The sequence below is a fragment of the Paracoccus sp. (in: a-proteobacteria) genome (assembly GCF_047605025.1).
GTDB lineage: Bacteria > Pseudomonadota > Alphaproteobacteria > Rhodobacterales > Rhodobacteraceae > Paracoccus.
The window spans coordinates 1-26,290 of the sequence record NZ_JASGGO010000014.1 but is presented as its reverse complement, the minus strand read 5'-3'; the positions used below and the strand labels follow the sequence as shown (position 1 = coordinate 26,290).

22 protein-coding genes are annotated in these 26,290 nt (G+C 67.2%); 7 read left to right on the top strand and 15 right to left on the bottom strand.

The features are described 5' to 3' along the window. Window positions 1-109: 109 nt before the first annotated feature. Window positions 110-2,557: a sensor histidine kinase gene (locus tag QM682_RS09765; protein ID WP_415129188.1), complete on the top strand. Its 2,448-nt coding sequence runs from the start codon at window positions 110-112 to the stop codon at window positions 2,555-2,557. Beyond that, window positions 2,526-3,191 (top strand): response regulator transcription factor, encoded by a 666-nt coding sequence (locus QM682_RS09760; RefSeq protein WP_415129186.1) that lies wholly within the window; start codon window positions 2,526-2,528, stop codon window positions 3,189-3,191. Before QM682_RS09765 ends, QM682_RS09760 begins: the two co-directional genes overlap by 32 nt. 51 nt (window positions 3,192-3,242) lie before the next feature. On the opposite strand, the gene QM682_RS09755 is transcribed toward QM682_RS09760, so the two are convergent. Both QM682_RS09755 and QM682_RS09750 read right to left on the bottom strand, forming a co-directional pair. After that, a complete protein-coding gene (locus QM682_RS09755; protein WP_415129184.1) occupies window positions 3,243-4,076 on the bottom strand; it encodes a shikimate dehydrogenase family protein in 834 nt (277 codons plus the stop codon). A gap of 101 nt (window positions 4,077-4,177) precedes the next feature. Next, complete coding sequence (locus QM682_RS09750) at window positions 4,178-5,566, bottom strand: MFS transporter (protein ID WP_415129182.1); 1,389 nt, start codon at window positions 5,564-5,566, stop codon at window positions 4,178-4,180. A gap of 282 nt (window positions 5,567-5,848) precedes the next feature. Between QM682_RS09750 and QM682_RS09745 the strand changes: the two genes are divergently transcribed. Next, window positions 5,849-6,781 carry a LysR substrate-binding domain-containing protein gene (locus QM682_RS09745; protein ID WP_415129180.1) on the top strand — a complete coding sequence of 311 codons (933 nt, stop codon included), beginning with the start codon at window positions 5,849-5,851 and terminating at the stop codon, window positions 6,779-6,781. Here QM682_RS09745 and QM682_RS09740 read toward each other — a convergent pair. Beyond that, on the bottom strand, window positions 6,778-7,569 hold the full coding sequence (locus QM682_RS09740; protein ID WP_415129178.1) for a LysR substrate-binding domain-containing protein: 792 nt from the start codon (window positions 7,567-7,569) through the stop codon (window positions 6,778-6,780). The genes QM682_RS09745 and QM682_RS09740 overlap by 4 nt on opposite strands. Window positions 7,570-7,663: 94 nt before the next feature. Here QM682_RS09740 and QM682_RS09735 point away from each other — a divergent pair, with 94 nt between their 5' ends. Both QM682_RS09735 and QM682_RS09730 read left to right on the top strand, forming a co-directional pair. Further along, on the top strand, window positions 7,664-8,659 hold the full coding sequence (locus QM682_RS09735; protein ID WP_415129176.1) for an aldo/keto reductase: 996 nt from the start codon (window positions 7,664-7,666) through the stop codon (window positions 8,657-8,659). Between the two features lie 73 nt (window positions 8,660-8,732). Continuing rightward, entirely contained in the window at window positions 8,733-8,993 is a 261-nt protein-coding gene (locus tag QM682_RS09730; RefSeq protein ID WP_415129174.1) for a hypothetical protein, read from the top strand. A 14-nt stretch (window positions 8,994-9,007) separates the two neighbouring features. Here QM682_RS09730 and QM682_RS09725 read toward each other — a convergent pair whose 3' ends face one another. From QM682_RS09725 to QM682_RS09690, 8 genes are all read right to left on the bottom strand, one after another. Continuing rightward, window positions 9,008-9,784 (bottom strand): SDR family NAD(P)-dependent oxidoreductase, encoded by a 777-nt coding sequence (locus tag QM682_RS09725; RefSeq protein WP_415129172.1) that lies wholly within the window; start codon window positions 9,782-9,784, stop codon window positions 9,008-9,010. Then, the gene (locus QM682_RS09720; protein ID WP_415129170.1) at window positions 9,781-10,605 is read right to left on the bottom strand and encodes a PCC domain-containing protein; all 825 of its coding nucleotides are present in this window, start codon (window positions 10,603-10,605) and stop codon (window positions 9,781-9,783) included. The genes QM682_RS09725 and QM682_RS09720 overlap by 4 nt, the downstream gene beginning before the upstream one ends. Continuing rightward, window positions 10,602-12,185, bottom strand: a complete 1,584-nt coding sequence (locus QM682_RS09715; protein ID WP_415129168.1) for an acyl-CoA synthetase — start codon at window positions 12,183-12,185, stop codon at window positions 10,602-10,604. Before QM682_RS09715 ends, QM682_RS09720 begins: the two co-directional genes overlap by 4 nt. Further along, window positions 12,182-13,351, bottom strand: coding sequence for an acetyl-CoA acetyltransferase (locus QM682_RS09710; RefSeq protein WP_415129166.1), 1,170 nt, complete (start codon window positions 13,349-13,351; stop codon window positions 12,182-12,184). Before QM682_RS09710 ends, QM682_RS09715 begins: the two co-directional genes overlap by 4 nt. A 128-nt stretch (window positions 13,352-13,479) precedes the next feature. Further along, entirely contained in the window at window positions 13,480-14,496 is a 1,017-nt protein-coding gene (locus QM682_RS09705; RefSeq protein ID WP_415129164.1) for a TRAP transporter substrate-binding protein, read from the bottom strand. A 29-nt stretch (window positions 14,497-14,525) separates the two neighbouring features. After that, entirely contained in the window at window positions 14,526-16,403 is a 1,878-nt protein-coding gene (locus tag QM682_RS09700; RefSeq protein WP_415129162.1) for a TRAP transporter large permease subunit, read from the bottom strand. Between the two features lie 186 nt (window positions 16,404-16,589). Continuing rightward, window positions 16,590-18,185 carry a DHA2 family efflux MFS transporter permease subunit gene (locus tag QM682_RS09695; protein ID WP_415129160.1) on the bottom strand — a complete coding sequence of 532 codons (1,596 nt, stop codon included), beginning with the start codon at window positions 18,183-18,185 and terminating at the stop codon, window positions 16,590-16,592. Window positions 18,186-18,189: 4 nt separating this feature from the next. After that, a complete protein-coding gene (locus QM682_RS09690; protein ID WP_415129158.1) occupies window positions 18,190-19,392 on the bottom strand; it encodes an HlyD family secretion protein in 1,203 nt (400 codons plus the stop codon). Window positions 19,393-19,543: 151 nt separating this feature from the next. Between QM682_RS09690 and QM682_RS09685 the strand changes: the two genes are divergently transcribed. After that, window positions 19,544-20,167, top strand: a complete 624-nt coding sequence (locus QM682_RS09685) for a TetR/AcrR family transcriptional regulator (protein WP_415129156.1) — start codon at window positions 19,544-19,546, stop codon at window positions 20,165-20,167. A gap of 121 nt (window positions 20,168-20,288) precedes the next feature. Further along, window positions 20,289-21,491 (top strand): PLP-dependent aminotransferase family protein, encoded by a 1,203-nt coding sequence (locus QM682_RS09680; RefSeq protein WP_415129154.1) that lies wholly within the window; start codon window positions 20,289-20,291, stop codon window positions 21,489-21,491. A 141-nt stretch (window positions 21,492-21,632) separates the two neighbouring features. On the opposite strand, the gene QM682_RS09675 is transcribed toward QM682_RS09680, so the two are convergent. Genes QM682_RS09675 through QM682_RS09660 form a run of 4 tightly spaced genes read right to left on the bottom strand, consistent with a single transcriptional unit; the run spans window position 21,633 to window position 25,873 of the window. Then, complete coding sequence (locus QM682_RS09675; protein ID WP_415129152.1) at window positions 21,633-22,748, bottom strand: OmpA family protein; 1,116 nt, start codon at window positions 22,746-22,748, stop codon at window positions 21,633-21,635. Continuing rightward, complete coding sequence (locus tag QM682_RS09670) at window positions 22,741-23,667, bottom strand: hypothetical protein (RefSeq protein WP_415129150.1); 927 nt, start codon at window positions 23,665-23,667, stop codon at window positions 22,741-22,743. The genes QM682_RS09675 and QM682_RS09670 overlap by 8 nt, the downstream gene beginning before the upstream one ends. Beyond that, window positions 23,667-24,500, bottom strand: coding sequence for a hypothetical protein (locus tag QM682_RS09665; protein ID WP_415129148.1), 834 nt, complete (start codon window positions 24,498-24,500; stop codon window positions 23,667-23,669). Before QM682_RS09665 ends, QM682_RS09670 begins: the two co-directional genes overlap by 1 nt. Next, window positions 24,500-25,873 carry a hypothetical protein gene (locus QM682_RS09660; protein ID WP_415129146.1) on the bottom strand — a complete coding sequence of 458 codons (1,374 nt, stop codon included), beginning with the start codon at window positions 25,871-25,873 and terminating at the stop codon, window positions 24,500-24,502. Before QM682_RS09660 ends, QM682_RS09665 begins: the two co-directional genes overlap by 1 nt. Between the last annotated feature and the right edge of the window lie 417 nt (window positions 25,874-26,290).

The following is a 26,290-nucleotide window of genomic DNA, read 5'->3' as shown; positions in this document are numbered from 1 at the left end:
AACTGCCCGCAGTAATTTCACCCGTCGCGTGTGTTTCGGATCCCGCGCGGCAGATATTGAAGCGGTATCCATCCAGGGCTGTCATGATCTGGATTGGTAGTGGGTAGGCATGAAGAGATCGCTTGGGACAGTGCTGGTCCTTGGCCTTTCGGGCCTGCAATTCCTGGCGGTGCTTGGGGTAGTGCTGTCATCGTATCTGACATCGGAGCGGGCGCTGATAGCCCATGCGCGCGCGTTGATCGCGGATGTCGGCCACAATGCCCAGATCCATTCGCGCAGTTTCCTGAACCCGGCCAAGGGCGCGGTCACGGCGGCGGCACGGCTGTCACGGACCAGCCGGGGGGAATCGCGGCGTCTGGTCGGACTTGAGCAGTTGATGTTCGACCAGCTTCATACCTCGCCGCAATTCAGCGAGATGTATTTCGTGGCCGAGGATGGGCTCTTCCTGCGCGTCCGGCGCCAACTCGCGCCCGGAGACGGTTTCGAGACCCTGATCATACCGGCGCCGGGAAGCGGTCTTCCTGCACGGCGCGTGATACGGGGGCCGGATTTCGCGATCAGGTCCGAAATCTCGGAACGGCTGCGCGAGGACGACCGCCGCAACCGCTTCTGGTATCGCAAGACGGTGGATGGAAGTGACATGCTGTGGCTGCGGCCCTATAGCTGCCTTGCCGGGAACCAGACCACGATCAGCCTGACCAGTCCGGTGCGCGGTGCCGATGGCGTTCTTCAGGGCATGGTTGGCGTCAACATCCGCATGAATCAGCTGTCGGACTTTTTGAGCGAGCTGAAATTCGGTCAGAACGGGCGCATGCTGATCGTCGATGACGAAGGCCATATCATCGCCCATCCAGATCCGATGCTGATGATCGGCGCCGGGCCGGGCGGTGGTATCCGCTTGCCCGAGATCCCCGAACTGGTCGATCCCGTCGCCCGCGCCGCCTTCACCGCGGCCCGGTCCCGGCAAGAGGCGGGGCGGGATCAGGTGGTCCAGTTCGTCCATGGCGGGACGCGCTATAACGGTGGGACGCGCTATATCGGCATGCTGACGCCGCTGATCGGGCCGGGCATTCCCTGGAGCGTCATCGTCTATGCCCCTCAGGACGATTTCGTGAGGGAGTTGAAGCAGAACCGGCGCGAAAACATCGTCCTGGCGGTGCTGCTGTCGCTGATCACCGCCTGCGCGGGACTGCTGCTGGCCGAATACATCCACCGCCCGGTGCGCGACCTGGCGCGGATGGGCGCGCGGCTGGACCTGGTGGACCTGCCCGACGACACGTCCCAGAAACGCGATTTCCGCGAGCTTGAACTGACCAGGCAGGCGCTGGCCCGCCAGGCCCGCGCCCGCCGCAACCGCGAGATCGAATACGGCCAGACCTTCGACCTGGCGCCGCGCGGCATGGCCCAGATCGGCGACGGCGAGATGGTCTTGCTGCACGCCAACCAGCGCCTGGGCGACATGCTGGGGGTGCCGCCCGAGCAGTTGCGCGGCCGGACGATACGCGAATTCATCCACCCGCTGGACGACGGCACCGAGACCTGCCCGATGGCTTCCGGGGCGGCACCGGGCGCGGATTCGGGCCTGGCCTCGGACAGGCTGGCGCGCGAGGGGATCGAACTGCGGCTGGTGCGGGCGGACGGCTGCGTCATCTGGGCCTCGCTGCATGCCATCCCGGTCTGGGATGAGCAGGGCCGCCCGCTTTACAACGTGCTGACGCTGGACGACGTGACCGAGCGGCGGCGCATCGAGCAGGAGGTGGACCGGCTGAACGCGGATCTGTCGCATCTGGCGCGCGGCGCCACCATGGGCCAGATGGCGGCGGGACTGGCGCATGAGTTGAACCAGCCCCTGACCGCCATCGCCCAGAACGCTTATACCGCCAAGGCGATGGTCGACACGTCCCACCTTGACCGGGACATGATGCGCGGGCTTCTGCACAGCATCGAACGCCAGTCCCTGCGCGCGGGCGAGATCATCCATGCCCTGCGCGGTTTCATCCGCAAGGATACCGGCCAGCGCGCGCCGGTTGATCTGGTGCCGCTGGTGCGCCAGACCCTGCTGCTGGTCCAGCCCGAGGCGATGGATGCGGGCGTGGTGATCGACGTGTCGCTGCCGATCCCTCTGCCGCCGGTGCTGGGCAATCGCGTCCAGATCGCCCAGGTGCTGGTCAATCTGCTGCGCAACGCGATCCAGGCCGCCGCCGCGAAGGCCCAGGCCAAGGGTGGCGGCCGCGTGCATCTAGGCGCCAGCGTCGCCCCCGGCCTGGATCGCGTCTGCATCGAGGTCGCCGATAACGGCGCGGGCGTTCCCCCCGACATCGCGCTTTTCTCGGAGTTCGAGACCAGCAAGCCGGACGGGCTGGGGCTGGGCCTGTCGATCTGCCGCGCCATCGTCGAGGCGCATGGCGGGCGGATCTGGCATCATTCCGAAGGCGCGGGCGATCTGGGCGGGGCGGTGTTCCGCTTCGACCTGCCCGCCATGTCGTCCTCACCCCCCCCCCCCCCCCGCAATTTTCGTGATCTAAATGGACGAATCCGCTCCGACCCCCGACAATGATGAGCAGGGCCTGCCCGACGAGATGGTGGTCTATGTCGTCGATGATGATGTGGACGTGCGACTGGCGATCTGCGCGGGGCTGACCTGGCGCGGCTATGTGGTCCAGGGCTTTGCCTCGGCGCGCGAATTCCTGGCCGAGACCGGGGAAAATGTCGCGCCCGGCTGTCTGGTGCTGGATCTGGGCATGCCGGTCATGGACGGGCTGGAATTGCAGGAATTGCTGGCGCGGCGGGGCAGCGACCTGCCGGTGATCTTCATCTCGGGGCACGCGGCGGTGAATGACGCGGTGAAGGCGATGCGGGCGGGGGCGATCGATTTTCTGGAAAAGCCCTTCGCGCAATCCGCGCTGGTCGAGCGCATCGAAGAGGCTTTCGCCGGCCTGCGCCGGCGTGCCGCCGAACATCGCGCGCAGCGCGGTCAGCAGGCGCGGCTGGACAGCCTGACCGTGCGCGAGATCGAGGTGGTGCGCCACATGCTGGGCAATCCCGACCGCATTTCAAGCAAGCAAATCGCACAAGATCTTGGCATCAGCCCGCGCACGGTGGATCATCACCGCGCGCGCATCCTGGAAAAGCTGGGGGTCGGTTCGGTCGCCGAACTGTTCGACATGGCGCACCGGCTGGGCTGGGGCTAAGCCCACCCCGCCGCTGGCCGGACTGGGACTGGACGGGGCTGGGGCCCAGGATCAATAGCTGACCTCGGCGTGCTGGCGCAGTTCCTCGACCGTGGGTTTCGGAAAGCCGAAGAATTCCAGATAGGCCGGGATCTGTTCGAACAGCATGTCCGTGCCGACCTGATAGCGGCAGCCGCGTTCGGCGGCGGCGGTCAGGAAGGGCGTCATCTCGGCCTTCAACACGACTTCGCCGACGAAGGTGGCGGGGTCGATCCGGTCGACATCCATCGGCAGCGGGTCGTCGGGCTTCATCCCCAGGGGCGTGGCGTTCACCACGATGTCGAAGCCCGCCGGGTCCTTGTCCCCGGTCTGAAGCCGGATCTGGGGATAGGCGGCGGCCAGGCGGGAGGCCAGCGCCTCGGCCCCGGCGGCATTGGGGTCGAAAAGCGCCATGCGCGCCGCGCCGGCCTTGGCCAGCGAGGCGGCGATGGCCGAGCCCACGCCGCCCGCGCCGACGACCAGAACGGATTTCCCCGCGACCGGCTGGCCCTTGTTCAAAACGCCCGCGACGAAACCTTCGCCGTCGAACATGTCGGCCTCGATCAGCCCGTCCTCGGCCAGGCGCAGCGCATTGGCCGAGCCCGCGATCCGGGCCGTCACCGAGACCCGGTCCGCCAGGCCCACCGTGGACACCTTGTGCGGCATGGTGACCAGCGCGCCGTGAATGTTGGACAGCCTGAAAAGCAGCGGCAGGAAGGCCGCGTAATCCTGGGGTTTGACGCCCATGGGCATCACCACGGCGTCGATCCCGCGCGCGCGAAACCAGGGGTTATAGATCATCGGCGCCTTGAAGGTCGCCGTGGGATAGCCCAGATGCCCGATCAGCTTGGTTGTGCCGCGAATCATGACGGTGCTCGCTTTCTACGATGTCGGTGGGAGATGCGGCGGGCCGTGCCCCGCCCAGGGTGGAAACGCCCCCCGGTTCGGACCGGAGGGCGTTGGTGGCCTTAGCGTTTCGCGATGGCTTCGGCGCGCAGACGCTCGTATTCGGCCATCGGGATCGGCTGGGCGTTGGGGTTGCCCAGATCCTCCTTGCGCATCCGAAAGGTCTCTCGCGCCGTGAAGGCCGCGATGGCCGAGATGCAGGTCACGCCGAAGGCGATGGCGCCGACCGTCAGCCAGACGTTTTCCGAGCCGGGGGGCGCGACGATGGCGAAGACGGCGGGCAGCAGCGCGGTGATCGTGGTGCCGACGTTCTGCGAGATCGCCATCGAGGACACGCGGGTCCGGGTCGGGAACAGTTCGGGATAGAAGCTGGGGAAGGTGGCGTTGTAGCCCTGATAGACCAGGCCCCACATCAGAAGCGACATGAAGATCGCCAGCGGAACCGAGTGGATCGAGATCGCATAGAGATAGCCAAAGGCCAGGATGCCCGAACCCAGCGCGCCGATGATGATCGGCGGACGACGGCCGATCTTGTCGGTCAGGTTGCCGACGATGGGGATCACCAGGCAGGCCAGGATGTTGCCCATGACCGGGATCCACAGGTAAACGTCCTTGTGGAAACCGATGCCATAGGCCGCCTGCACCGCATAGGCCGCGCCGAAGACGGTGGCGACGACGGGGATGGTGTTCATCAGCGCCATGCACATCACGCGGATCATGTCGGGCAGGTTGTTCTGGAACGCCTCGATGACAGGCGACTTCTGCTTGACGTGCGGCTGGTGGTCTTCCTTCTGGAAGGCCGGGGTTTCCTCGACCTCGCGGCGGATGATCCAGCCTGCGATGATGACGACGAAGCTCAGCAGGAAGGGAATCCGCCAGCCCCAGCTGTTGAACTGTTCTTCCGGCATGAAATGGGCCAGCGGCAGGAAGACGGCGGCGGCCAGGATCTGGCCGGCCTGCACGCCTTGCAGCGTGAAGCTGGCGAAGAAGCCGCGGCGTCCGACGGGCGCGTGTTCCATCACCATCGTGCTTGCGCCCGAGATTTCGCCGGCGACGGCAAAGCCCTGGATCAGGCGCAGCAGGACCAGCAGGATCGGGGCCAGGATGCCCACCTGCTGATAGGTCGGCAGCACGCCGACCAGCAGGGTCGAAAGGCCGATCATGAACATGCACAGGATCAGCACGTTCTTGCGGCCATGGGTATCGCCCCAATGGCCCAGCACGAAGGCGCCGATCGGGCGCGCGACATAGCCCACCCCATAGGTCGCGAGCGAGGCAACAATGGCGACGCGGGGGTTCTCCGACGGAAAGAAGATCTGCGGAAAGACCAGCGCGGCGGCGGTCGCATAAATGAAGAAGTCGTAATATTCGAGCGCGGAACCGATCCAAGCACTGGCTGCGGCCTTGCTTGATTGGCTCTTGCCCGTCGACACATGTGTCGAAGCGGTCATTGGTGTCCTCCCAGAAACAAACCGCGCTAACTCCTCGGCGCGGCTTACAGATAGTGAATGCCGACGGGAGGCCGTAACGTCAAAGACGGATGCTTCGCTTTGGCTAACATGATGTTAATCTGCACCCGACTCGCACATTGCCGATGAACCCTGTCTGGCAAACCCTCGCCAAGCTTCACATGATCGTTTTGTCGGATTGGGCGCAAGAAAAATTCGCAGAAATGGAAATAAATGTAATGATTGTGCGCCGCTATATGCCGCCTGCCGTTCCGGGTGACGGTCATGCGTGAATTGACCCTGCGCCAGGTCGAGGTGATCCGCGCCGTCACCATGGCGGGCACGATCCAGGGCGCGGCCAAGCTTCTGAACGTCTCGGCGCCCGGCATCTCGCGGCTAGTCAAGCATACCGAGGAATCGCTCAACATCCGCCTGTTCGAGCGTCGCGGCGGGCTTTTCACGCCCTCGGTCGAGGCCGCCTCGATCTTCGAGATGGTCCATCAGGTCCATCGTCAGATGGAGAACCTGAACATCGCCGTGGCCTCGCTGCGAAAGGGCCAGGACGTGCGGCTGTGCTTTGCCTCGGCGCCCTCGATCGCGCAGTTCATCGCCGCCCGCGCGATCCGGGGCGTGCGCGCGCGCTTTCCCGACCTGTTCATCGACCTTAATATCCTCAAGATCGAGGAGGCGGCGGATTACCTGCTGCTTGAGCGCGGCGAATTCGTGCTGATGAGTTCGGCGGTCGAGAATTCCGCGCTGGAAAGCCTGCCGCTGGTGCGGGGGCGGCTGGTGGTGATCGTTCCCGAGGGGCATCGGCTGGCGGCGCGGCAGGCGATCTCGGTCCATGACCTGGCGGGCGAGGATGTCATCGGCGTGGAGACCGAGGATCCCTATGGCCGCGCCCTGGCCGCGCCCTTCCGCGAGGCCGGGATCGCGATCAACCACACCATGCGAGGGCGGTTCGCGCAGACCGTGGTAAGCCTGGTGCGTCACGGGCTGGGCGTCGCGGTGATCGACGAATTCTCGGTGGCCGAGGTCTATATGCCCGGCCTGGTCCGCCGCCGCCTGGTCGAACCGGGGGGGATCACGGCCTGGGTGGTGACGAAAAAGGGCCGGGCGTTGTCCAGTTTCGCCGAATTCGCCATCTCGCGCTTTCGCCGGGAACTGGCCGCCGTGGTCGCGCGCGAGACCTGGGACGAGCCGGCGGCGCCGCGCTAGCCGTCGCGGTGACGGAAGAAATCCACGAAGGCGCGCAGCGCAGGCCGCATCTGCCGGCGCGAGGGGAAATAGATATAGAACCCCTCGAATTCCGGGCACCAGTCCGTCATCGCCGCGACCAGCCGCCCCGACACGTCGACCGCCAGCGCCTTGTCGCCGCGCTGGAATTCCCAGCGATAGAGATGGCCGGAATCGAAGCGGCGGCGGATGCAGTCATGCGCGTCCAGATCGCCCGGTTCGCGCGGCGGTGGATGGCGGGCGAAATAGTCCGGCGCCGCCACCACCAGCGCCCGGCAGGGGCGGCTGGCGCGCACCGCGATCATGTCCCGGCCCAGGCTTTCGCCCAGCCGCAGCCCGGCATCGTAGCCGCCTTCGGCGATGTCCTCGAACCGATCATGTGCGGCGATTTCCAGCGCGATGCGGGGGTGGCGGGCGAAGAATTCGGGCAGGCGGGGCAGGATCAGCTCTTCCGCGGCGATGCTGGGCATGGTGACACGCAGGATGCCGGATGGCTCGGCCTGCCGCGCGCGCGCCTCATCCAGCCCCGCCGCGATGTCGGAAAGCGGGCCGGCGACGCGGGCCAGAAGCGCCGCGCCCTCATCCGTGGGCCGCACGGCGCGGGTGCTGCGCGCCAGAAGGCGCAGGCCCAGCCCGGCTTCAAGGCTTGCCACGGCATGGCTGACCGCCGAGGGGGCGATGCCCAGGGTCTTCGCCGCCGCGCGAAAGCCGCCCTGCCGCGCCACGGTCGCGAACACCACCAGTTGCGAAAGCATAACGCGGTCGATCATGCGATCTGATAGAATGGCCCGATCCGAATTGCACGGATTTTCAGCCCAATCCTCTGCGCCTATCCTGCCCCTATCGCATCCGAAGGAGAAGATCATGCAACATCGCCAAATAGGCCCGCTTTCCGTCTCGGCCATCGGCCTCGGCTGCATGGGGCTAAGCCAGTCCTATGGCCCCCAGGACGAGGCGCAGTCCGTCCAGACCCTGCACCGCGCGGTCGAGCTTGGCGTCGATTTCTTCGACACCGCCGAGGTCTATGGCCCCTTGCGCAATGAGCGCCTGCTGGGCCGCGCGCTGAAGCCCTGGCGCGACCGGGTTACCATCGCGACCAAGTTCGGCTTTACCTATGTCCAGCAGAATGACCGCTTCGGCGAGATGACGGGAACGGATGGCCGCCCCGAACATGCCCGCGCCGTGGCCGAAGCCTCGCTGAAGCGGCTGGATTGCGAGGTGATCGATCTTTATTATCTGCACCGCGTCGATCCCGCCGTGCCCATCGAGGAGACCGTGGGCGGCATGGCCGAACTGGTGGCCGAGGGCAAGGTGCGCGCGATCGGCCTGTCCGAGGTCTCGGCCGGGACCTTGCGGCGGGCGCATGCGACCCATCCCATCGCGGCGCTGCAAAGCGAATATTCGCTTTGGACCCGCGATGTGGAAACCAACGGCGTGCTGGCCACCTGCCGCGAGCTTGGCGTGGGCTTCGTTCCCTTCAGCCCGCTGGGCCGGGGTTTCCTGACCGGCAAGGTCGCCCCGGTCGAGGATCTGGCGCCCGACGATTTCCGCCGCCGCCTGCCGCGCTTCCAGGCCGAGCACGCGCAGGCGAATGCCCGGCTGGTCGCGGTGATCCAGGATCTGGCGGCGGCGCGGGGGATCAGCGCGGCGCAACTGGCGCTGGCCTGGGTGCTGGCCCAGGGCGATGACATCGTGCCCATCCCCGGCGCCAAGCGCATCCCGAACCTGGAGCAGAACGTCGCCGCCGTGGCGCTTGAACTGGACGACGACGCCCGCGCGGCGCTTGAGCGTGCCTTTGCGCCCGATGCGGTCTCGGGCGGGCGCTATCCGGCGGACATGACGGTGATGGCGCAGAGATAGCCGCGCGAAAGGCGGGGCCGGGAACGCGCCGGTCCGCCCGGACGTTTCTTCTGCGGGCGGCCAGGAGGGGACCATGGCGGATCAGGGCATGAAGCTGGCGGCGCTGGAAGGCCGCATCCTTGCGCATCGCGCGGCGATGACGCGGCTGATCGGGTTGCTGGAAGGCGGCCAGCGCCAGCAGATGCTGGATTGGCTGGCCCAGCAAAGCGTGATGCGGGACGGCCAGGAAGATCCCGGCGCCGTCCTGGATCCGGGCGCGGCCGTCGAACTGGCCCTGGCCGACGAGATGCGGCTTCTGCGCGAGCGGATCGCGCGGAAGCATCCCGCCGGCTAGGTGTCGGTGCCTGGCTAGGCGGGCGCATCCTCGCGCCGCAGGGCGGGCAGGCCCACGCCGGTGGCGTCGAACCCGCCATCGACGGCAAGGGTCTGGCCGGTGACGAAGCTGGCCTTCTGGGAGCACAGGAACACGATGGCCTCGGCGATCTCGCGCGTTTCGCCATAGCGGTTCAGCGGGATCGCGTCGTAATAGGCGGCGATGATCTCGGGGGCGTGGACGGCCATGGCAAGCTTGGTCCTGACCGGGCCGGGCGCCACGCAATTCACCCGCACGCCCAGTTCGCCGAACTCGGCGGCGCATTGCTTGGTCAGGTGGATCACGGCGGCCTTCGACGTGCCATAGGCCACCCGCAGGGTCGAGGCCCGCAGCCCCGAGATTGAGGCGATATTGACGATGGCGCCGCGCGTCTTGGCCAGTTCGTCCACCGCCGCCTGGGTGCAAAGGAAAACCCCGTCCAGGTTCGTCGCCATCACCTCGCGCCAGTCCTGGAAGCTGGTGCGGTCCGCGCGGGAAAACAGCGCCACGCCCGCATTGTTCACCAGCGCGTCCACGCGGCCGAAGCGGGACAGGACCTCGGCCATCATGCGCTCCACATCCTCGGGGATCGAGACATCGGCCTGGACCGTCAGCACGCCCTGGATGTGATCGCAGGCGCGATGCAGCTCTTCGGTATCGCGGTCCACGACGGCGACCAGCCAGCCCTGCTCCAGGAAAATCTCGGTCGCGGCCAGGCCGATGCCACGGCAGCCGCCGGTCACGATGGCCACCTTCTGCGCGGTTTGGGTCATGAAAGTTCCTTTATTGGCTCGATGATCAGTTCCAGGGTGACGCCGACCGGATTGCCCGGCGCCAGCGTGCCGCGCGCGATATGGCCGGCGATATCCACCACCTCGATGGGGACATGCGCCAGTCCGGCTTGCAGGCGGGCGTTGTCCAGCCGCAATTCGGTCGCGTGGCAATCCATGCGGTGGCCTTCGGCGAAACGGATATGGTCTATGCTGCCCACGCCATGCAGGTAGGCATCGGCGATGCCATGGGCCGCCGCCAGGGCCTCGATGGCGGGGACGACATCCTCTCCGGGATAAATCCGCGCCAACAGGCCCGCGCCCCGGTCGGCACCCTGGGGGGTGAAAAGGGTGAAGGCGGTCTCGGGGTCGGGCAGGGCCTCGAACCAGGCCGTTTCCGTGCCCAGGCCGATGACGGGCGTGTCCTGGGCGACGACGCTTTCAAGGGGCAGCAGATGGCCCATGGCGCGCGCCTGGCCATCCGTCCAGATGCCGTGGCAATGCAGGAAGGGCGCGCCGTCCCGCCAGCCGACGCTGGCCGAGGCGCTTTCGACGGTCCAGCGTCCCGGCGGGGCATGGGTGTCGGAATACCATGCCGCGTGCAGCCCGTCGGTCGCGGGCGCGGGCAGGACGAAGCGCATCGGGTCGCAGACCAGCCCCGCCAGCGACAGCGTGCCGCCGCGACAGCCGCGCGCCGCGAAAAGATCGCCCACCGCCCGCATGACGGTCTGGCCCGCGGGCAGCACGCCCAGGACCGGGCGCAGATCGGCCCGGCGGGTCCGGGCACGTTCGGGTGCGCGGGGGCCGGGATGGATCATCCTCATGCCGGTTCCGCCAGCCCGCGCGCGGCGATCTCGTCGCGGATCATCTTCTTGGTGATCTTGCCATAGGCCGATTTCGGCAAGGCGTCCCAGAACAGGAACCGCTTCGGCAGCTTGTAGCGTGACAGCCTGGGTTCCAGGAAGGCGGCCAGCTCGGCCTCGGTCACGGGGACGCCGGCCACGCAGACGGCCCAGCCGACCTCTCCCCAAAGCGGATCGGGCATGCCGAGGACGGCGACCTCGGTGATGGCGGGATGGGTCAGGATCTTTTCCTCGATCTCTCGCGGGTAGATGTTCGAGCCGCCCGAGATGAACATATCGCTTTCGCGCCCGGTGATATAGACGAAGCCCTGCGCGTCCATATGCCCCAGATCGCCGGTGCGAAACCAGCCGTCGCGAAAGGATTTCGCGTTGGCCTCGGGGTTCTGGTAATAGCCCGCGAAGACGGCGGGGCCGATGCAGCAGACCTCTCCGGTCTGGCCGGGGGGCAGTTCGCGGCCCCTGTCGTCCTGGACCTGGATCTGGATGCCCGTCCGGGCAAGGCCGCAGGTGCCGATCCGGGTCGCCGGGCCATCCTCGGCCTGGTGCAGATGCGCGGGCAGAACGGTGATGTTGCCGGTGACTTCGCCCAGGCCGAAATACTGCACCAGGACCGGACCAAGCACCGCCAGCGCCTTTTGCTGGTCTACCCGATACATCGGCGCCCCGGCATAGATGACGTAACGCAGGCTGGACGTGTCGGCGCCTGCGGTCGAGGGATGCTCGACCAGAAGCTTCAGGATCGTCGGCACCGTGAACATGGTCGAGACGCGCCATTCCCGCACCAGATCCCAGGCCGTCGCCACGTCCAGCCTTTCGCTGGGCATCAGCACGGTCTTGACCCCCCGCGCCACCTGGGTCAACTGATGCACCCCGGCGCCATGCGACAGCGGCGCCACCACCAGCGAGGCATCCGCCCCGGTCAGGCCCGGCATCAGGTCGGCCAGGTGGTTCGTGACCACGAATGCCATCTGACCATGGGTCAGGACGCTGGCCTTGGGCCGCCCCGTGGTGCCCGAGGTGAAGAAGAACCAGCAGGGATCGTCGCGATCCACCGCGGCGACCTCTGGCCGCCGTCCCATCGCCTCATCCGTGACCGCATCGACCGAAGGACCGAAATCCGCGTCGCCGAAAGCAAGCGTCCGCACGCCGCAGGCCGCCGCGTGATCGGGAAAGGCGGCATTGCAGAACATCAGCCGCGCGCCCGAGGATCGGGTCAGCCAGGCCACTTCCTCGGGCGTCTGCCGGAAGTTCGCGGGCACCCAGACGCCGCCCGCGCGCCATGTGGCAAACATCGCCTGCATCATCTGCATGCAGTTCTGCGACTGGCACATCACCCGGTCGCCCTTGCCAAGCCCGAAGCGGGTTTGCAGCGCATGGGCCAGCGCGTCGGTGCGCGCCTCGAACTCGGCCCAGGTCCAGCGCGCATCCGCCATGACCAGGGCCACCCCCTGGGCGTCGCGTCGCGCGGCCTGGGTCAGAAAGGTCGCAAGGTTCATCACCCGCGTGCTGACCGGGGCAAGGCCGCCATTCGGAGCCGTCATTTCAGCCGCTCCAGGATCGAGCAATAGCTGGCCACCGCCGCGCCGCCCATGTTGAAGACGCCCCCAAGTGTCGCGCCGGGCACCTGCATCGCGCCGGCCTCCCCCGCGACCTGCATCGCCGCCATGACATGCTGCGACACGCCGGTGGCGCCGATGGGATGGCCGCGCGATTTCAGCCCGCCCGAGGGGTTGACCGGCAGCGCCCCGTCCATGCGGGTCACGCCGTCGCGGATCACGCGCCAGCCCTGGCCCGGTTCGGCCAGGCCCATGGCTTCGTATTCGATCATCTCGGCGGTGGTGAAGCAGTCATGCGTCTCGACCAGGGACAGGTCGGCGATGGCGATCCCGGCCTGGCTCAGGGCGCTGGCCCAGGCGCGGCGCGGGCCATCGAAGGCGATGGGATCGCGCCGCGACAGCGCCAGATGGTCCCCGGCCTGGGCGCGGGCGCGAAAGCGGATCGCGCGCGCCAGATCCGCCGCCACCTCGGGCGCGGCCAGCACCAGCGCCGCCGCCCCGTCCGAGACCAGCGAACAATCCGTGCGCCGCAAAGGCCCCGCCACGCGGGGGTTCTTTTCGGAAGGAGTATCGCAGAAGGCCAGGTCGAAGGGCTTTTGCAGATGCGCATAGGGGTTACGCATGCCGTTCTCGTGGTTCTTGGCGGCGATCATGGCCAGTTCCCGCGAGCGGTCGCCGTGGCGCTGGAAATAGTTCTCGGTGATGCGGCCGAAGATGCCGGCGAAACCGCCGGGGATCTGGCCCTCTTCCGGGACATGGCTTGCCGACAGCAGGATGTCGCCGACCTGATCGCCGGGCGTGGCGGACATCTTCTCGGCCCCGATCACCAGCGCCACGCGCCCCCGCCCCGAGGCGATGAAATCCGCCGCCGCATAGATCGCCGCCGAGCCGGTGGCGCAGGCGTTCTCGCAGCGCAGGAAGGGCACGCCCGCCAGTTCCGGCGTGCCCATCGCGACCAGCGCGCCCTGGAAATCCTGGCGCGAGAAGCCGTTATTATAGACGCCGACGAAAATGCCGTCGACATCCTGGGCGCCAAGGCCCGCATGGTCCAGCGCCGGGCGCGCAACCTCGGCCATCAGGGACAGGGTGTCGGGAGCCTGGGCCTTGCCGAATTTCGTATGCGCCCAGCCGACGATCAGGGGATCGGTCATCATATGTTCCTTCGCGGTTCGAGGGCGGCGGGACGCTGCCCGATCAGATGCGCATCGCGGCGCGGGGCCGGTCCTGGTCCCCCGCGCCGCGCCGCCCACGCGCCGTTTCCCATGGTCGCCGGCATGGCTTAGGCGAGGCTGCGCCCGACGGCGCTTTCCAGGATCGACCAGGCTTCGTCCCCATAGGTCTTCTTCCACTCGGCATAGAAGCCCGCCGCGCGCAACGCCTCCTCGAAGGGTTTGGGATCGACCTCGTTGAAGGTGAAGCCGTGGCTTTCCAGATCCCCCCGCAGCGACGAGTTCAGCGCCATCACGTCGGCGCGCTGCTTCACCGCGCCTTCGTTGAAATGCCTGGCGACGACCTCTTGATGGTTCTCGGGCAGGGCGCGCCAGGCGCGGCGGTTGCCCAGAAGCCAGAACCCGTCCCACATGTGGTTGGTCAGCGACAGGTATTTCTGCACCTCCCACAGCTTCGCGACCTTCATGATCGCCAGCGGGTTTTCCTGCCCGTCCACGATGCCGGTTTGCAGCGCGGTATAGACCTCGGCGAAGTTGATCGAGGCGGGCGCGGCGCCGAACGCGCCGAAAAGCGAGGTCCAGAGCGGGCTGACCGGCACGCGGATCTTGAAGCCTTTCAGATCCTCGGGCGAGGCGATGGGCTTGGTCGAGGTGGTCGTCTGCCGGAAGCCGTTGTCCCAGATCCTGTCCATGACGACCAGGCCGGCATTTTCGATCTGGCCACGCTCATAGGCGCCCAATTCGCCGTCCATGGCCTTCCAGACCGTATCGTAATCCGGGAAGGCGAAGCCGACGCCGTTGATCGAGGAATTGGGCACCAGCGTCGACAGGATGATCGGCGAAAGCTGGAAGAACTCGACCCCGCCCGAGCGGAGCTGGCCCAGCACGTCGGTATCCGCGCCAAGCTGGTTCGAGGGGAAGATCTGGATGTCCACCGCGCCGCCCGTCTCGTCCAGGATCGCCTTGACCGCCTCGGTCAGGCGGACATTGCTGGGATGTTCCAGCGGCTGGTTGTTCGCGATCTTGTAGCTGAATTCGGCGGCAATGGCCGCGCGGGGCCGGATGAAGGGCGCGGCAAGCGCGCCTGCGGCGGCGCCCAGCAGGATATGGCGGCGGGTGGCGATCATGGGTTTTCTCCTTCCCGGAAGGGTGTCGATCAAAGAAGAGCGGTCGAGAACCAGGGCACGGCGGCGATGACCAGAAGCCCGACCAGCAGCGCGGCCAGATAGGGCCAGATCCCGCGCATGACCTGATCCGCCGGGACATTGGCGATCTTGCAGGCGATATAGAAGCCGATGCCCACCGGCGGAGCCATCAGCCCGATATTCATCGCGGTGACGATGACCATCGCATAATGGATGTCGTGGATGCCAAGGCCGCGCGCGATGGGAAACATGATCGGCGCCAGCAGCACGATGGCGGGCAGCCCCTCTAGAAAGCAGCCCAGCACCAGGAAGATCGCGATGCTGGCCAGCATGAACACGGCCCAGCCGCCCGGCAGGCCGGTCACGATGTTCATCAGGTCGCGCGCGAAGCCCGATTGCGTCAGAGCCCAGGCCATCGAACTGGCCGCGCCCAGGATGATCAGGATCGCGCCCGACATGGCGGCGGTCTCGATCAGCATGCGGCCGAGCCTGCGCAGCGGGATGCCGCCGTAAAGCAGGACGCCGATGACGAAGGCATAGACCACGGCGATGGTGGAAACCTCGGTCGCGGTGGCGACGCCGCCCGCGACCAGGCTGCGGATCATGAAGGGCAGGACCAGCGCCGGGGCGGCGATGACGGCGGCCTTCAGGATGCCCGCGCCGCCGACGCGGCGCACGCCGGCCATATCCTCGTCCCGCGCCTTCCAGCGCGCCAGGATCGCCAGCACGACCAGCAGCACCATGGCGATGGCGAAGCCGCTGGTGAAAAGCCCCGCGATCGAGACCCCCGCGACCGAGCCGAGCACGATCAGCACGATCGAGGGCGGCACCGTATCGGCCATGGCCGCGCCCGTGGCCAGCAGCGCCGTCATCTCGGGTGGCGAATGGCCGCGCCGGCGCATCTCGGGGAACAGGGCCGGGGCCACCGTCGCCATGTCCGAGACCTTCGAGCCGGAAATCCCCGAGACCAGGAACATCGAGCCAAGCAGAACATAGCTCATGCCCGCCTTCACATGGCCCAGCATCGAGGCCAGGAAATTCACGATGGCCTTGCCCATGCCGGTCGCGTCCAGGATGCAGCCCAGAAGCACGAAGACCGGCACGGAAAGCAGGATCAGCGAGGACATGCCCTCGTCGATGCGGCCCAGCATGACGAAGACCGGGGCATGGCTGGCGAAGGTCAGATACGAAAGCGTGCCGAGCGCGAAGCAGAAGGCGATGGGCACGCCGATGCAAAGCAGCCCCGCCACCACCAGCCCCAGCCAGATCGGCAGGTTCCAGTTGCCGATCCCCAGAAGCGCCGGCCGCGACAGCCAGAGCGCGCCCAGGATGATCGCCAGGACGATGGCCGTCGTCGCGATCAGCCGCCATTCCCGCGTGCGGATGACCGAGAGCACCGTCAGCAGCGCCATCAGTCCGATCCCGGCGGGCAGGGCCGAGGCGCGCCAGGACATCGGGATTTGCAGCGCGGGCGAGGTGACGAAGCTTTCCTCATAGGCATATTCCACCGCGACCGGCAGCAGCCGCAGCAGCAGCAGGCAGACCAGGATCTGACCCACGATCTCGGCCCCGCGGGCGATCTGGGGCGGCAGCAGCGGCAGAACGACGGTCAGGCGCATATGTTCGTGGCGGTCCACCGCCAGCGCGGCGCCCAGCATCGCCATCCAGATGAAGCTGATCGAGGCGATTTCGTCGCCCCAGATCAGGGGCTTGGCGAGGGCATAGCGAAAGAAGACATTGGCAAGGACGGTCGCGATCATCACCGCCAGAAGCGCGGCCGCGCCGATCTCGACGGGGCGCATCCAGGGCGCCGCGTGGCGCGGCGCCGCCAGGGTCTCGATCCCGCCCAGGGCCGGCCCGGCATCCGGCTGGGTTTCGCTGAACGACATCCGCTTACCTCCCTTTTGGGCGACGGGGCCTCCACTCCCCTGCCGGGTCCAGATCGTGGACACGCGGCCGTCGCCTCGGGCGTCATATCATGGGCGCAGGCACGCGATTGCAAGCGCAAATCGCGCATGCGCGCATGGGTGCCGGGGAAAGCCCGCCCGGCGGAGAAGGCGCGCGGGGATGCGGCGCTAGTGCCCGCCTCCGCCGCCGTCTCCGTTTGGCCGGGGTCTGCTCACGAAGACCAGAAGCAGGCCAAGCGTGGCGAAGAACCCCGCCAGCAGCACGAAGATATCGGCAAGCGACATCACCACCGATTGCAGGGTGACCATCTTTGAGACTGTCGCCAGCGCGGCGGTATGGGCCGTGTCGCCCAGGCCCGCATAGGCGCTGGTCAGCAGTTCCAGCGCCTGATCCGCTGTCTGGTTCAAGGGCGTCACCGCCTCGGCCAGGCGGGCATAATGCAGATCCTCGCGGTTGCGCAGGATGGTGTTGATCAGCGCCAGCCCCACCGCGCCCCCCAGGTTCCGGGTCAGGTTGAACAGGCCCGAGGCGTTCTTGATCTTTTCCGGCGGCAGCATTCCCAGCGCGATGTTCGAGACCGGGACCATGCAGATCATCAGCGACACGCCGCGCAGGATCTGGGGCAGGAAGATCTCCCAATAGTCCCAATCGGCGGTGAGATGGGCCAGCATCCAGCAACTGAAGGCGAAGAAGGCCAGCCCCGTGCCCATCATCAGCCGGGGATCGACCGTTTGCGACAGCCGCCCGGCCAGGGGCGCGGTCAGAAACATCGCCACGCCCGAGACCATCATCGCCTCGCCGATTTGCAGCGAGTTATAGCCGCGCACCGCCGAGAGATAGACCGGCAGGATATAGATCAGCCCGTAAAGCCCGATGCCGATGCCGAAGGAAAAGACCGAGCCCATGACGAAATTGCGGTCCGTGAAGGCGTCCAGACGGACGATCGGCTCTTCGGCGGTGAAGGCGCGCCAGAAGAACAGAAAGCCGCCCGACAGCATGATCGCTGTCATCAGCACGATGACATGATCGGCGAACCAGTCATCCCCCGCACCCTCTTCCAGCACATATTCCATGGCGCCCAGCATCAGGCCCAGGCCCAGGAACCCCCACCAGTCGAAGCGGTTCAGAAGGCTGAGGTCCGGCTTGTCGAAATCGATCAGCAGGAAGGCCGAGGTGGTGACGATGATGCCCGGCACGACATTGATGAAGAACAGCCAGTGCCAGCTTAGGAACTCGGTCAGGTAGCCGCCCAGCGTGGGGCCGATGGTCGGCGCGAGCGTCGCCACCAGCCCGATCAGGGGCGAGACGACATGCATCTTGGAACGCGGGAAAATCGTATAGGCGCAGGCGAAGACCGTGGGGATCATCGCGCCGCCGACGAAGCCCTGAAGCGTGCGCCACAGGATCATCTCGCCGATGGAGTTCGACAGGCCGCAAAGCAGGCTCATCAGCGTGAAGCCGCCCGCCGAGATGGTGAAGACCCAGCGCGTGGACAGCATCCGCGACAGATAGCCCGAGAGCGGGATCATGATCACCTCGGCGATCAGATAGGATGTCTGGACCCAGGGGATCTCGTCCCCCGAGGCGGCCAGCCCGGCCTGGATCTCGGACAGCGAGGCCGAGACGATCTGGATGTCCAGGATCGCCATGAACATGCCCAGCACCATCAGCAGGAAGGTGATCAGGCGCCTGGGGTCGATGCGGTCTTGGTCGATGCGGGCCTCGTCCATCCGGGCGGGGGCGGCCGCGGCGGGGGCGGCCATGGCGTCAGCCCTCGCTTGCCGCAGCCTTGCCGGGCGGCAGGGCGCTGGTCGCGGCGCCCTGGGGCGTGGCGGTTGCGGGCGTGGCGGTGGCGGGTGCGGTGGCGGGCGCCGGCGGCTGGGCGCTGCCGGTGCGGGTGTCGATGGTGGTCACGACCGACATGCCGGGGCGCAGCGGCAGGCGGGTGCGGTCGGCGGCGTCGATCTGGATGCGCACCGGCACGCGCTGCACGACCTTGGTGAAGTTCCCCGTCGCGTTCGAGGCCGGAAGCAGGCTGAAGACCTGGCCCGTGCCCGCCGTCAGGCTGTCCACGGTGCCGTGCAGCTCCACGTCCGGCCAGGCGTCCACGGTCAGCGCCACCCGCGCGCCGGGATGGATATGGGCGATCTGGGTTTCCTTGAAGTTCGCCTCGACATAGACATCGGCGACCGGGACCAGGGTGCCGATGCGGCTGCCGGCGGCGACATATGAGCCGATCTCGATCTGGCGCTCGGTCAGGATGCCGTCGAAGGGCGCGCGGATCTCGGTGAAATCCAGGTCGCGCTGCGCCTTGCTCAGGCTGGTCCGGGCCGCGCGGATGTCCAGATCGGCGCTTTCCGCCTTGGCTTGCAGCACGGTCAGCTCTGCCTGGGCCTGGGCCAGCGCGGCCCTGGCGCTTTCCACCTGCGCGGCGGCGGATTTCGCCGTCGCCTCGGCGGAATCGACGGCGGACTGGGTGCCGGCCGAGGTGTTTTTCAACTCGCGCGCGCGGCGATAGCTTTTCTGGGCGCCGTCATTGGTGGCATCCGCGGCGCTGAGCGCGGCCTGGGCCTGCTGGATCGCCGCCTGGCCCGCGATCAGTTGCGCCTGAAGCTGCGCCTTGGCGCTTTCGGCGGTGGCAAGGCTGTTCGCGGCGCTTTCCAGGGCCAGCCGGTAATCCTCGGGGTCGATGCGGGCGATGACCTGATCCCTGGTCACGGAGGCGTTGGGAGCGACGAGGATCTCGGCGATATAGCCGGTATCGCGCGCCTGAAGCGTCACCAGATCGGCTTGCAGATAGGCATCGTCGGTTTCCTCGTGGAAGCGGCCATAGCTGAACCAGTTCCAGCCCTCATAGCCGCCCGCCGCCAGGACCACGAGGGCCAGCACCGTCAGGATGCGCTTGGCCTTGCCGCCCTTGGGCGCGGGCTGGGTCGTTCGCGGGTGCGCGGTTTCATCGCTGGAGGCCATGGCCTGAACCTTTCCGTATATCCGCCTGATGGGGGAGGCCCGGCGGGGGAGGCGCCGGCACGGGGCGCTGAGTCCCTGTCGGCGACAGACTATCATGTATATTGACCGAACCGTTCGGTCAATATACTTTCACGGCAGTCAAGGAGAGACCATGCCCGTTCCGCAAGCTGCCGAACCGCCCCCGGACGACACCCCCAAGCGCCTTCAGATCCTGGACGGGGCGCGGCGCATGTTCATGTCCAAGGGGTTCGAGGGCACCTCGATGCAGGACGTGGCACGGGCGGCGGGTGTCTCGAAGGGGACGCTTTATGTCTATTTCGACGGCAAGGAGTCGATGTTCGAGGCGCTGGTGCTGAAGGAATGCGGCCGCCTGCAAGAGACGATGCGGCGCATCGGGTCGGGCACGGGCCGGGTCGAGGACGAATTGCGCGCCATCGCCCGGCAGATGATCCTGACCCTGACCCAGCCCGAGATCCTGGCCGCGCTGCGCATGATGATCGGCGCGGGCGAGAAATTCCCCGAGCTTGCGCGCAAGCTTTACGAATCCGGTCCCGCAGCCTCGATCCGCACGCTGGGCGAATACCTGGCCCTGCGCGAGGCGCGGGGCGATCTGCGGCTGGGCGATTGCCAGGCGGCGGCGGGGGAGTTCGTCGATCTGGTGATCTCGGGGTTGCAAAGGCGGGCGCTGCTGATGATGCCGCCGCTGCCGGACGAGCGGATCGAGACCTATGTGGCCCAGCGGGTGGCGCGCTTCCTGGCCGGCTATCGCGCCTGATCCCGTCCGCGTGTGGGGATCGCCGCCCTTCGGCCCTGAAAACGGCCGATTGTCAAACAGCCCATTGTCTTTGCCCGGCATTGCGCCCATGGCTTGGCCGCAATGGAAAGGGAGAGTCGCCTTGGATTGGAACCAGGTATTCGCCAGCCGGATGGGACGGATGAAGGCGTCCGAGATCCGCGAGCTTCTGAAGCTGCTGGACCAGCCCGACATCATTTCCTTCGCCGGTGGCATTCCCGATCCGGCGCTGTTTCCCGCCGATGCCTTCGCCGCTGCCTTCGCCGAGGCGATGCGCCCCGGCCAGGCCGAGGTGGCGCTGCAATATTCGGTCTCGGAAGGTTATCCGCCGCTGCGCGACTGGATCGCGGAACGCATGGGGGAACTGGGCATTCCCTGCGACGCGGACAATATCCTGATCACCTCGGGTTCGCAGCAGGCGCTGGACTATCTGGGCAAGATGCTGCTGTCGCCCGGTGACACGGCCATGGTGACATGGCCCAGCTATCTGGGCGCGCTTGGGGCCTTCAACGCCTATGAGCCGCGCTATGTCCGGCTGGACCCGATGGCGAACCAGCCGCCCGAGACCCTGGCGGCCGAGGCCGCCGCCGCCGGAAGCCGGATCAAGTTCGCCTATCTTTCCGCCGATTTCGCCAATCCGACCGGCGAGACGCTGCCCCTGGCCGCGCGCGAGGCGCTGCTGGACCTGGCCGAGGCGCTGGACATCCCCGTGATCGAGGATGCGGCCTATCAATCCTTGCGCTATGACGGCGCGGCGGTGCCGCCGATCCTGGCCCTGGACATCGCACGCCATGGCGGCATCGAGAACACGCGCACGCTTTATTGCGGCTCGTTTTCCAAGACGCTCGCGCCGGGGCTGCGCGTCGGCTGGGTCTGTGCCGCGAAGGCGGTGATCGGGCGGCTGGTGCTGATGAAGCAGGCGGCGGACCTGCATTCGCCGACCCTGAACCAGATCGCGACGAACCATGTCGCCCGCCGCGTCTTCGACGCGCATGTGGCGCGGATCAAGGCGGTCTATGCCGCCCGCCGCGACCGCATGATCGCCGCGCTTGAGCGGGAGATGCCGCCGGGGGTCCAGTTCACCCGCCCCGAGGGCGGAATGTTCATCTGGCTGACCCTGCCCGACGGCGTGGACGCGGCCCAGCTTCTTGCCCGCGCGGTGCGCGAGGCGCGGGTGGCCTTCGTGCCGGGCGGTGCCTTCTTTGCCGACGGTTCGGGGCGCGATACGCTGCGGCTTAGCTTTTCCTGCGCCTCGGACGCGCAGATCGACCAGGGGATCGGGCGGCTTGCGGGGCTGCTGCGCTAGCCCGGCGGCTTGCGGTCGGCGGCAACCCGTGGCGGCCTTCAGGGCAAGGACGAAACCCTTGGGCGCCACCGGCAAGCTCAGCCGCGTGTGATCGCCGAAGCGCCAGCCGCCCGGTGCCTTGGCCCGGCCGCTTCGATGATGCTAGCGCGTCTGGGGTCTTGGCCTTGGCGCGGGGGAGAGGGGTGTGCCATTGCCCAGGTCCTGCTGGATCTGGTCCAGAAGCTCCTGGCGGTCCACCGAGACCGAGAAGGCCACCCTGCGCGAGGCGTCGCGGTCCTCGGCACCCTTGGGATTGTGGATCAACCGCGTCGAGGAATAGCCTACGGCGACCAGATGGTCGCGCGCCCATTTCTGCACCTCGGGGATCAGAAGGCCCCCCAGGCAGACCCGCAGCGCGTTCTGCGCCCGGCGCTGCGACAGGTCGAGATTGTAGAGATAGGACTGTTCGGGCGAGGCGCCGGACGGACCTTCGCTGGAGGCGTGCCCCTCGATCTTCAATTCCGAGATGTCCACGCCCGAGCGGCGCAGCGTCACCAGCCAGGGGGCGCAGAATTCGCGCAGGAATTCGGGATTCTTGACGTGATCGTCATTCACATCGAAAAGCACCGATTGCGGCAGGCTGATCGTGCCGTTGGGCGCGATCGAGCCGCCCGCCGCGCGGATGCGCCGGCCCAGCCGCTGTTCAAGCGCGTCGACCAGGCTGCGCTCGGCCGCTGCCGCCGTCTCGATGCGCTGGGAAATGCGGTCGGTGGTCTGCTCCTCGGGCTGGGGTTCGGGCTTTGGTTGCGGCTCGGGTTCGGGGGTTTCCAGCCGGGTCATCGCCTGGACGAGTTGGGCCGCATCGCCGATCTCGACCGTATCGGCCAGGCGCAGCCGCGTGTCCGGCGGCAGTTGCGCCGCGCCCTGCATCAGCCGGCGCAGATCCTCTTGCGACATGAAGCGCGAGAATTCGCGGGCGTCCTTGACCGCTTCAGGGCCGACCATGGGGATGCCGTCCTTGCGAAGCTGGTTCGCGACGGCGAAGGTGCCGTCCGAGAGGCCGCGCAAGATCTCGGTCTTCTGCTCGGGCGTCAGGTCGGCCAGGTGATCGGCGGCGATCAGGCTTTTCCGCTCGGTCTCGACCTGCCACCAACTGAAAAGAAGAAGCAGGCAGAAGGCCAGCAGGATGAACGCCTCGGCCACGGTCAGGCCCATGACCGCGCCGCGCCGATAGCTGCGATCCGCGCCGGGACGAGGATTGGCGCGCGGGTCAGACATCGCCGCCGTCCCGCTGCAAGCGGCTGGCGGCATGGTCCAGCGCGGCGCTGAGCGCGTCGGCCTGTTCGGCCAGCCGGGCGCAGGCGGCCTCGACGGCCAGCGCGCCGCGCGTCATCCGCTCGGTCGCGCGCAGGCGGGCGGCATGGGCGGCGTTGGCGTCGGCCTCGGCCCTGGCTTCGGCGCCCTGCATGGATTGCACCGCCCCGCGCGAGGCTTCGGAAATGGCGTGGCGCAGCGCCTCGATGGCGGCTTCGGCCTGGGCGCGGGTCGTCTCGCGCATCTCGCTTTGCATGGCGGCGGTGGTTTCCCCAAGCCGGGCCTGGATGCTTTCGGCCATCTGCTGGGTCATGCGCTGCATCGCTGCCTCGCGTTCGGCGGCATGTTGCAGCGACTCGGTCGAGAACGCCTTGATCTGGCGCAGGCTGCGGGCCATTTCGTCGCGCAGGTCGCGCGCCGCCATGTCCAGCTCCAGCCGTGTCTCGCGCTCACGCGCGACGAGATCGGCGCGGAACTGCATCATCAGGACGCGCAGGAACACCCCCATGATGGTCGAGGAAAGCGCCACCCCGAAGCCCGAGATCACCTCGGGGATCAGTTGCGCGCGGTCCTGGTCCCCGGCCTGGACGACAAAGTAAAGCGTCACCGCGAGGCTGGTCAGGGTAAAGAGGAAGCCCAGGTAATAGCAATTGTCGCCGATGGCCTCGGGGTCGAGGCGCAACTGCGTGGTGAAATAGGTCAGCCCCGCATAGATGCAAAGCACCAGCGCGGCGTAGCTTGCCGACCAGAGCGGGTTGATTTCCTGAAATTTCAGGATCAGGCCGCCCGCCACGCCGGCGGCGAAGGCAAACAGCAGGACGACGCGGTCCCAGGACTGGCGCGGGGCGACATCATGGATGCGGCGCGGGGCGATGCGGGCCATCAAAGGTCCCCCAGCTTGTGGACCTGGGGCAGATGGGCGCCCTGATGGTCGAAATAGCGGATCCAGAAATCCTCGATGGTGGCCGGGTCACCCCTGTATTCGGCGGGGCGCGGGATCAGGAACAGTTCGACCTCGGCCCCGCCCAGGCTTTCCGAGAGGCGCTGCGCGGCGGGCGAGGCGGTGAAGCTTTGCCAGTCTTCGCCGCGATAGAAGCTCATCGCATCGCTGTGCTGCAACAGGTCCGAGACCAGGATCACCCGCTTCGGCCCCTCGAATGTGACAAAGCCGGGCGTGCCGGCGATCAGCGCCTGAAGCGCTTCCATGATCGGCGATCGTTTGGCGTCCGAGGCGCGGATCATCTGGTCGAAAAGCCCGCCGAGAGGTTTCAGGAAGCGGTCCTGATAGCGCTCGCTGACCAGCCGCACGTTCTGGGTCAGTTGTGTCACGTCGCCGCCGGAATGCGGCTTGCAAAGCGCCACCTGTGCCCCCAGCCGGGCGCTGTCATCCGAGACCATGCCCAGCGAGAATTCGGTCCCGACCTCGGCCCGGTCCACCTCGCGCCGGACATATTCGCGCAGCTTCATCGCCTGCGAAGGGGCCAGCGGATCGGTGACATCGACCAGGATCGCCACCATGGCGCGTGGGCCGGTCGCGGGGCAGAGCGTATCGGCGTCGATGGCCATCTCGGTTTCGGTCCGGCGTTGCAGCACGAAAAGGCCGGCCATGATGGCCACGGCGGCGATGGCGCCCAGGATCAACGGCAGCGAGGGGCCGCGGCGCTGGGAGCGCCGCCTTGGCCCGCGCCGGCTGGATGTGCGGCGAGCGCGCGCCATTACGCGCCGCTCCGCGGGCTTCGGCCGGGCTTCGGCCCGTCAAGTTCAACATCGTCGGTGACGTTGAAGACCTGGCGCGCCTGCTCGAACTGCTCGAAGATCTCGCTGATGGCGGTTTCCACCGTGGCCTTGACGCGCGCGGCTTCGACCTCGGCGGCCTGACGGCGGCTGGCATCGACGGCTTCGGGTTCGAAGGGCGGGAAGGCGTAGGGCTGCTGGAACGAGGCCGGGGCGGGCGCGGTCCGCTCGGCCAGGTTGGCGTCGCGATAGGTCGCCAGCAGATGCGCCGCCTTCAGGTCGCATTGGTCCAGGAAGCTGCGCAGATGCGCGCCGAGGCTTGACTGGCCGAACAGCGAATCGACGGCTTCGGTGATGCCGTCGCGAACCTGTTCATTCGCGTCCTGCAACTCTTCGATGGCGTCGTCGCGGCGCTTTTGCAGTTCGTCCAGGGCGGAATGCAGATCTTCCTCATAGCGCAGCCGGGCCTGTTCCAGCCGCCGCTCGACCGGGCCGTAACCGGGATAGGGGTCGTCCGTATGCCAGCCCTTGCGGAAGGCCAGGGTCGAGATCAGCGCGCCCAGCCCCACCAGCAGCCAGCTTTCGATCGAGGCCAGGGCGACGGGCCGCGCGATCAGCGCCGGCACGGCCTGCTGTGCGGCGACCGCCCATTCCAGCCCCTGTTCCAGCCCGTCGCGGAAATGCGCCACGGCCAGGTTGATCGCGACGGCAAAACCAAGCCAGCCGGCCAGCGCCGCCAGCCCCAGCAGCTTCAGGATCAGGTTGCGGTGATTCAGATAGCGCGCCAGATAGCCCAAAAGGATCGAGGCGCCCACATTGACCAGCGACACGATCACCGCGACCAGAAGCCCGCCCAGCAGGCCGAACTCGTTTCCCTTGGAGAACAGATAGCTGTTCATCCCCGCTTCCAGCGTGATCAGGATCAGCGCCAGGGCGATCACGTTGGTCCAGCCGCCGAACTCATGCGCGGGACGCTCCAGCCGGTGGATCTGGCGATAGCGGTTGCGCCAGTTGTAGCTTTCGTTCAGCCGCTCGCGCACGGCCACGATGCGCGAGCGCCAGACCTGCACCAGCGCCCCGAAATCGTTGCGCGCGGCGCCGGCGGCGATGTCCACCTCTTTCGATGCCTGACCGGCGCGGGCCAGACGCTCATTATAGACGCGGCGATTGTTCTCGTAATTCTCCAGGCCCTTGCGGCGCAACTCCTCGATCCGCTCGATGATCGCGGTCTCGATATGGTCGTGGCCCGAGGCGTCGGCGGGCGGCTGGTTCTGGCGCCCGCGTGTCCGCCCCTGCTCTTCGAGCTTGAGGCTGCCGGCGATGGACTTGGTGTCGATGCTGGGGAAGACCGACATCGAGGGGACGAAGCCATCGGAACGAAAAATGGATTTCAGGCGTGAAAGCACGAGGAACCTCAATGACGCATAAGAACGGGGATTCCTTCATCCCTGCATGCAGTTCAAACAACATATTCGTCATCGGCGGGAAACCTGTCCATCGGGGCAATCCCGCAAGGTTGCAGGACCGATTCTGGGGAACGATTCTGGCGGGGCGATACGGGCAGCGATTCTCTGACCGGGGCCGGGCGTTCCTGCGGGCGAAGCTTCTGTCCGAGGCCCGCCAGAGAGAGGGGAATGCCTGGATTCGCCGGGGGTCGTGAAATTTTTCCCATTTTCTGTCAGAAAGGGGTTGCGCGGCCATGATTTCTTTTCTAGATACCGCTTCACCGAACGACGGCAACGTTGTGAGGTTACGGGGCTGCGGCAGCGCGG

Bases quoted from the DNA above. Each gene is read 5' to 3' on its own strand.
- QM682_RS09765 (WP_415129188.1), top strand. From the start codon at position 110: ATGAAGAGATCGCTTGGGACAGTGCTGGTCCTTGGCCTTTCGGGCCTG.
- QM682_RS09760 (WP_415129186.1), top strand. From the start codon at position 2,526: ATGGACGAATCCGCTCCGACCCCCGACAATGATGAGCAGGGCCTGCCC.
- QM682_RS09755 (WP_415129184.1), bottom strand. From the start codon at position 4,076: ATGATTCGCGGCACAACCAAGCTGATCGGGCATCTGGGCTATCCCACG.
- QM682_RS09750 (WP_415129182.1), bottom strand. From the start codon at position 5,566: ATGACCGCTTCGACACATGTGTCGACGGGCAAGAGCCAATCAAGCAAG.
- QM682_RS09745 (WP_415129180.1), top strand. From the start codon at position 5,849: ATGCGTGAATTGACCCTGCGCCAGGTCGAGGTGATCCGCGCCGTCACC.
- QM682_RS09740 (WP_415129178.1), bottom strand. From the start codon at position 7,569: ATGATCGACCGCGTTATGCTTTCGCAACTGGTGGTGTTCGCGACCGTG.
- QM682_RS09735 (WP_415129176.1), top strand. From the start codon at position 7,664: ATGCAACATCGCCAAATAGGCCCGCTTTCCGTCTCGGCCATCGGCCTC.
- QM682_RS09730 (WP_415129174.1), top strand. From the start codon at position 8,733: ATGGCGGATCAGGGCATGAAGCTGGCGGCGCTGGAAGGCCGCATCCTT.
- QM682_RS09725 (WP_415129172.1), bottom strand. From the start codon at position 9,784: ATGACCCAAACCGCGCAGAAGGTGGCCATCGTGACCGGCGGCTGCCGT.
- QM682_RS09720 (WP_415129170.1), bottom strand. From the start codon at position 10,605: ATGAGGATGATCCATCCCGGCCCCCGCGCACCCGAACGTGCCCGGACC.
- QM682_RS09715 (WP_415129168.1), bottom strand. From the start codon at position 12,185: ATGACGGCTCCGAATGGCGGCCTTGCCCCGGTCAGCACGCGGGTGATG.
- QM682_RS09710 (WP_415129166.1), bottom strand. From the start codon at position 13,351: ATGACCGATCCCCTGATCGTCGGCTGGGCGCATACGAAATTCGGCAAG.
- QM682_RS09705 (WP_415129164.1), bottom strand. From the start codon at position 14,496: ATGATCGCCACCCGCCGCCATATCCTGCTGGGCGCCGCCGCAGGCGCG.
- QM682_RS09700 (WP_415129162.1), bottom strand. From the start codon at position 16,403: ATGTCGTTCAGCGAAACCCAGCCGGATGCCGGGCCGGCCCTGGGCGGG.
- QM682_RS09695 (WP_415129160.1), bottom strand. From the start codon at position 18,185: ATGGCCGCCCCCGCCGCGGCCGCCCCCGCCCGGATGGACGAGGCCCGC.
- QM682_RS09690 (WP_415129158.1), bottom strand. From the start codon at position 19,392: ATGGCCTCCAGCGATGAAACCGCGCACCCGCGAACGACCCAGCCCGCG.
- QM682_RS09685 (WP_415129156.1), top strand. From the start codon at position 19,544: ATGCCCGTTCCGCAAGCTGCCGAACCGCCCCCGGACGACACCCCCAAG.
- QM682_RS09675 (WP_415129152.1), bottom strand. From the start codon at position 22,748: ATGTCTGACCCGCGCGCCAATCCTCGTCCCGGCGCGGATCGCAGCTAT.
- QM682_RS09670 (WP_415129150.1), bottom strand. From the start codon at position 23,667: ATGGCCCGCATCGCCCCGCGCCGCATCCATGATGTCGCCCCGCGCCAG.
- QM682_RS09665 (WP_415129148.1), bottom strand. From the start codon at position 24,500: ATGGCGCGCGCTCGCCGCACATCCAGCCGGCGCGGGCCAAGGCGGCGC.
- QM682_RS09660 (WP_415129146.1), bottom strand. From the start codon at position 25,873: ATGTCGGTCTTCCCCAGCATCGACACCAAGTCCATCGCCGGCAGCCTC.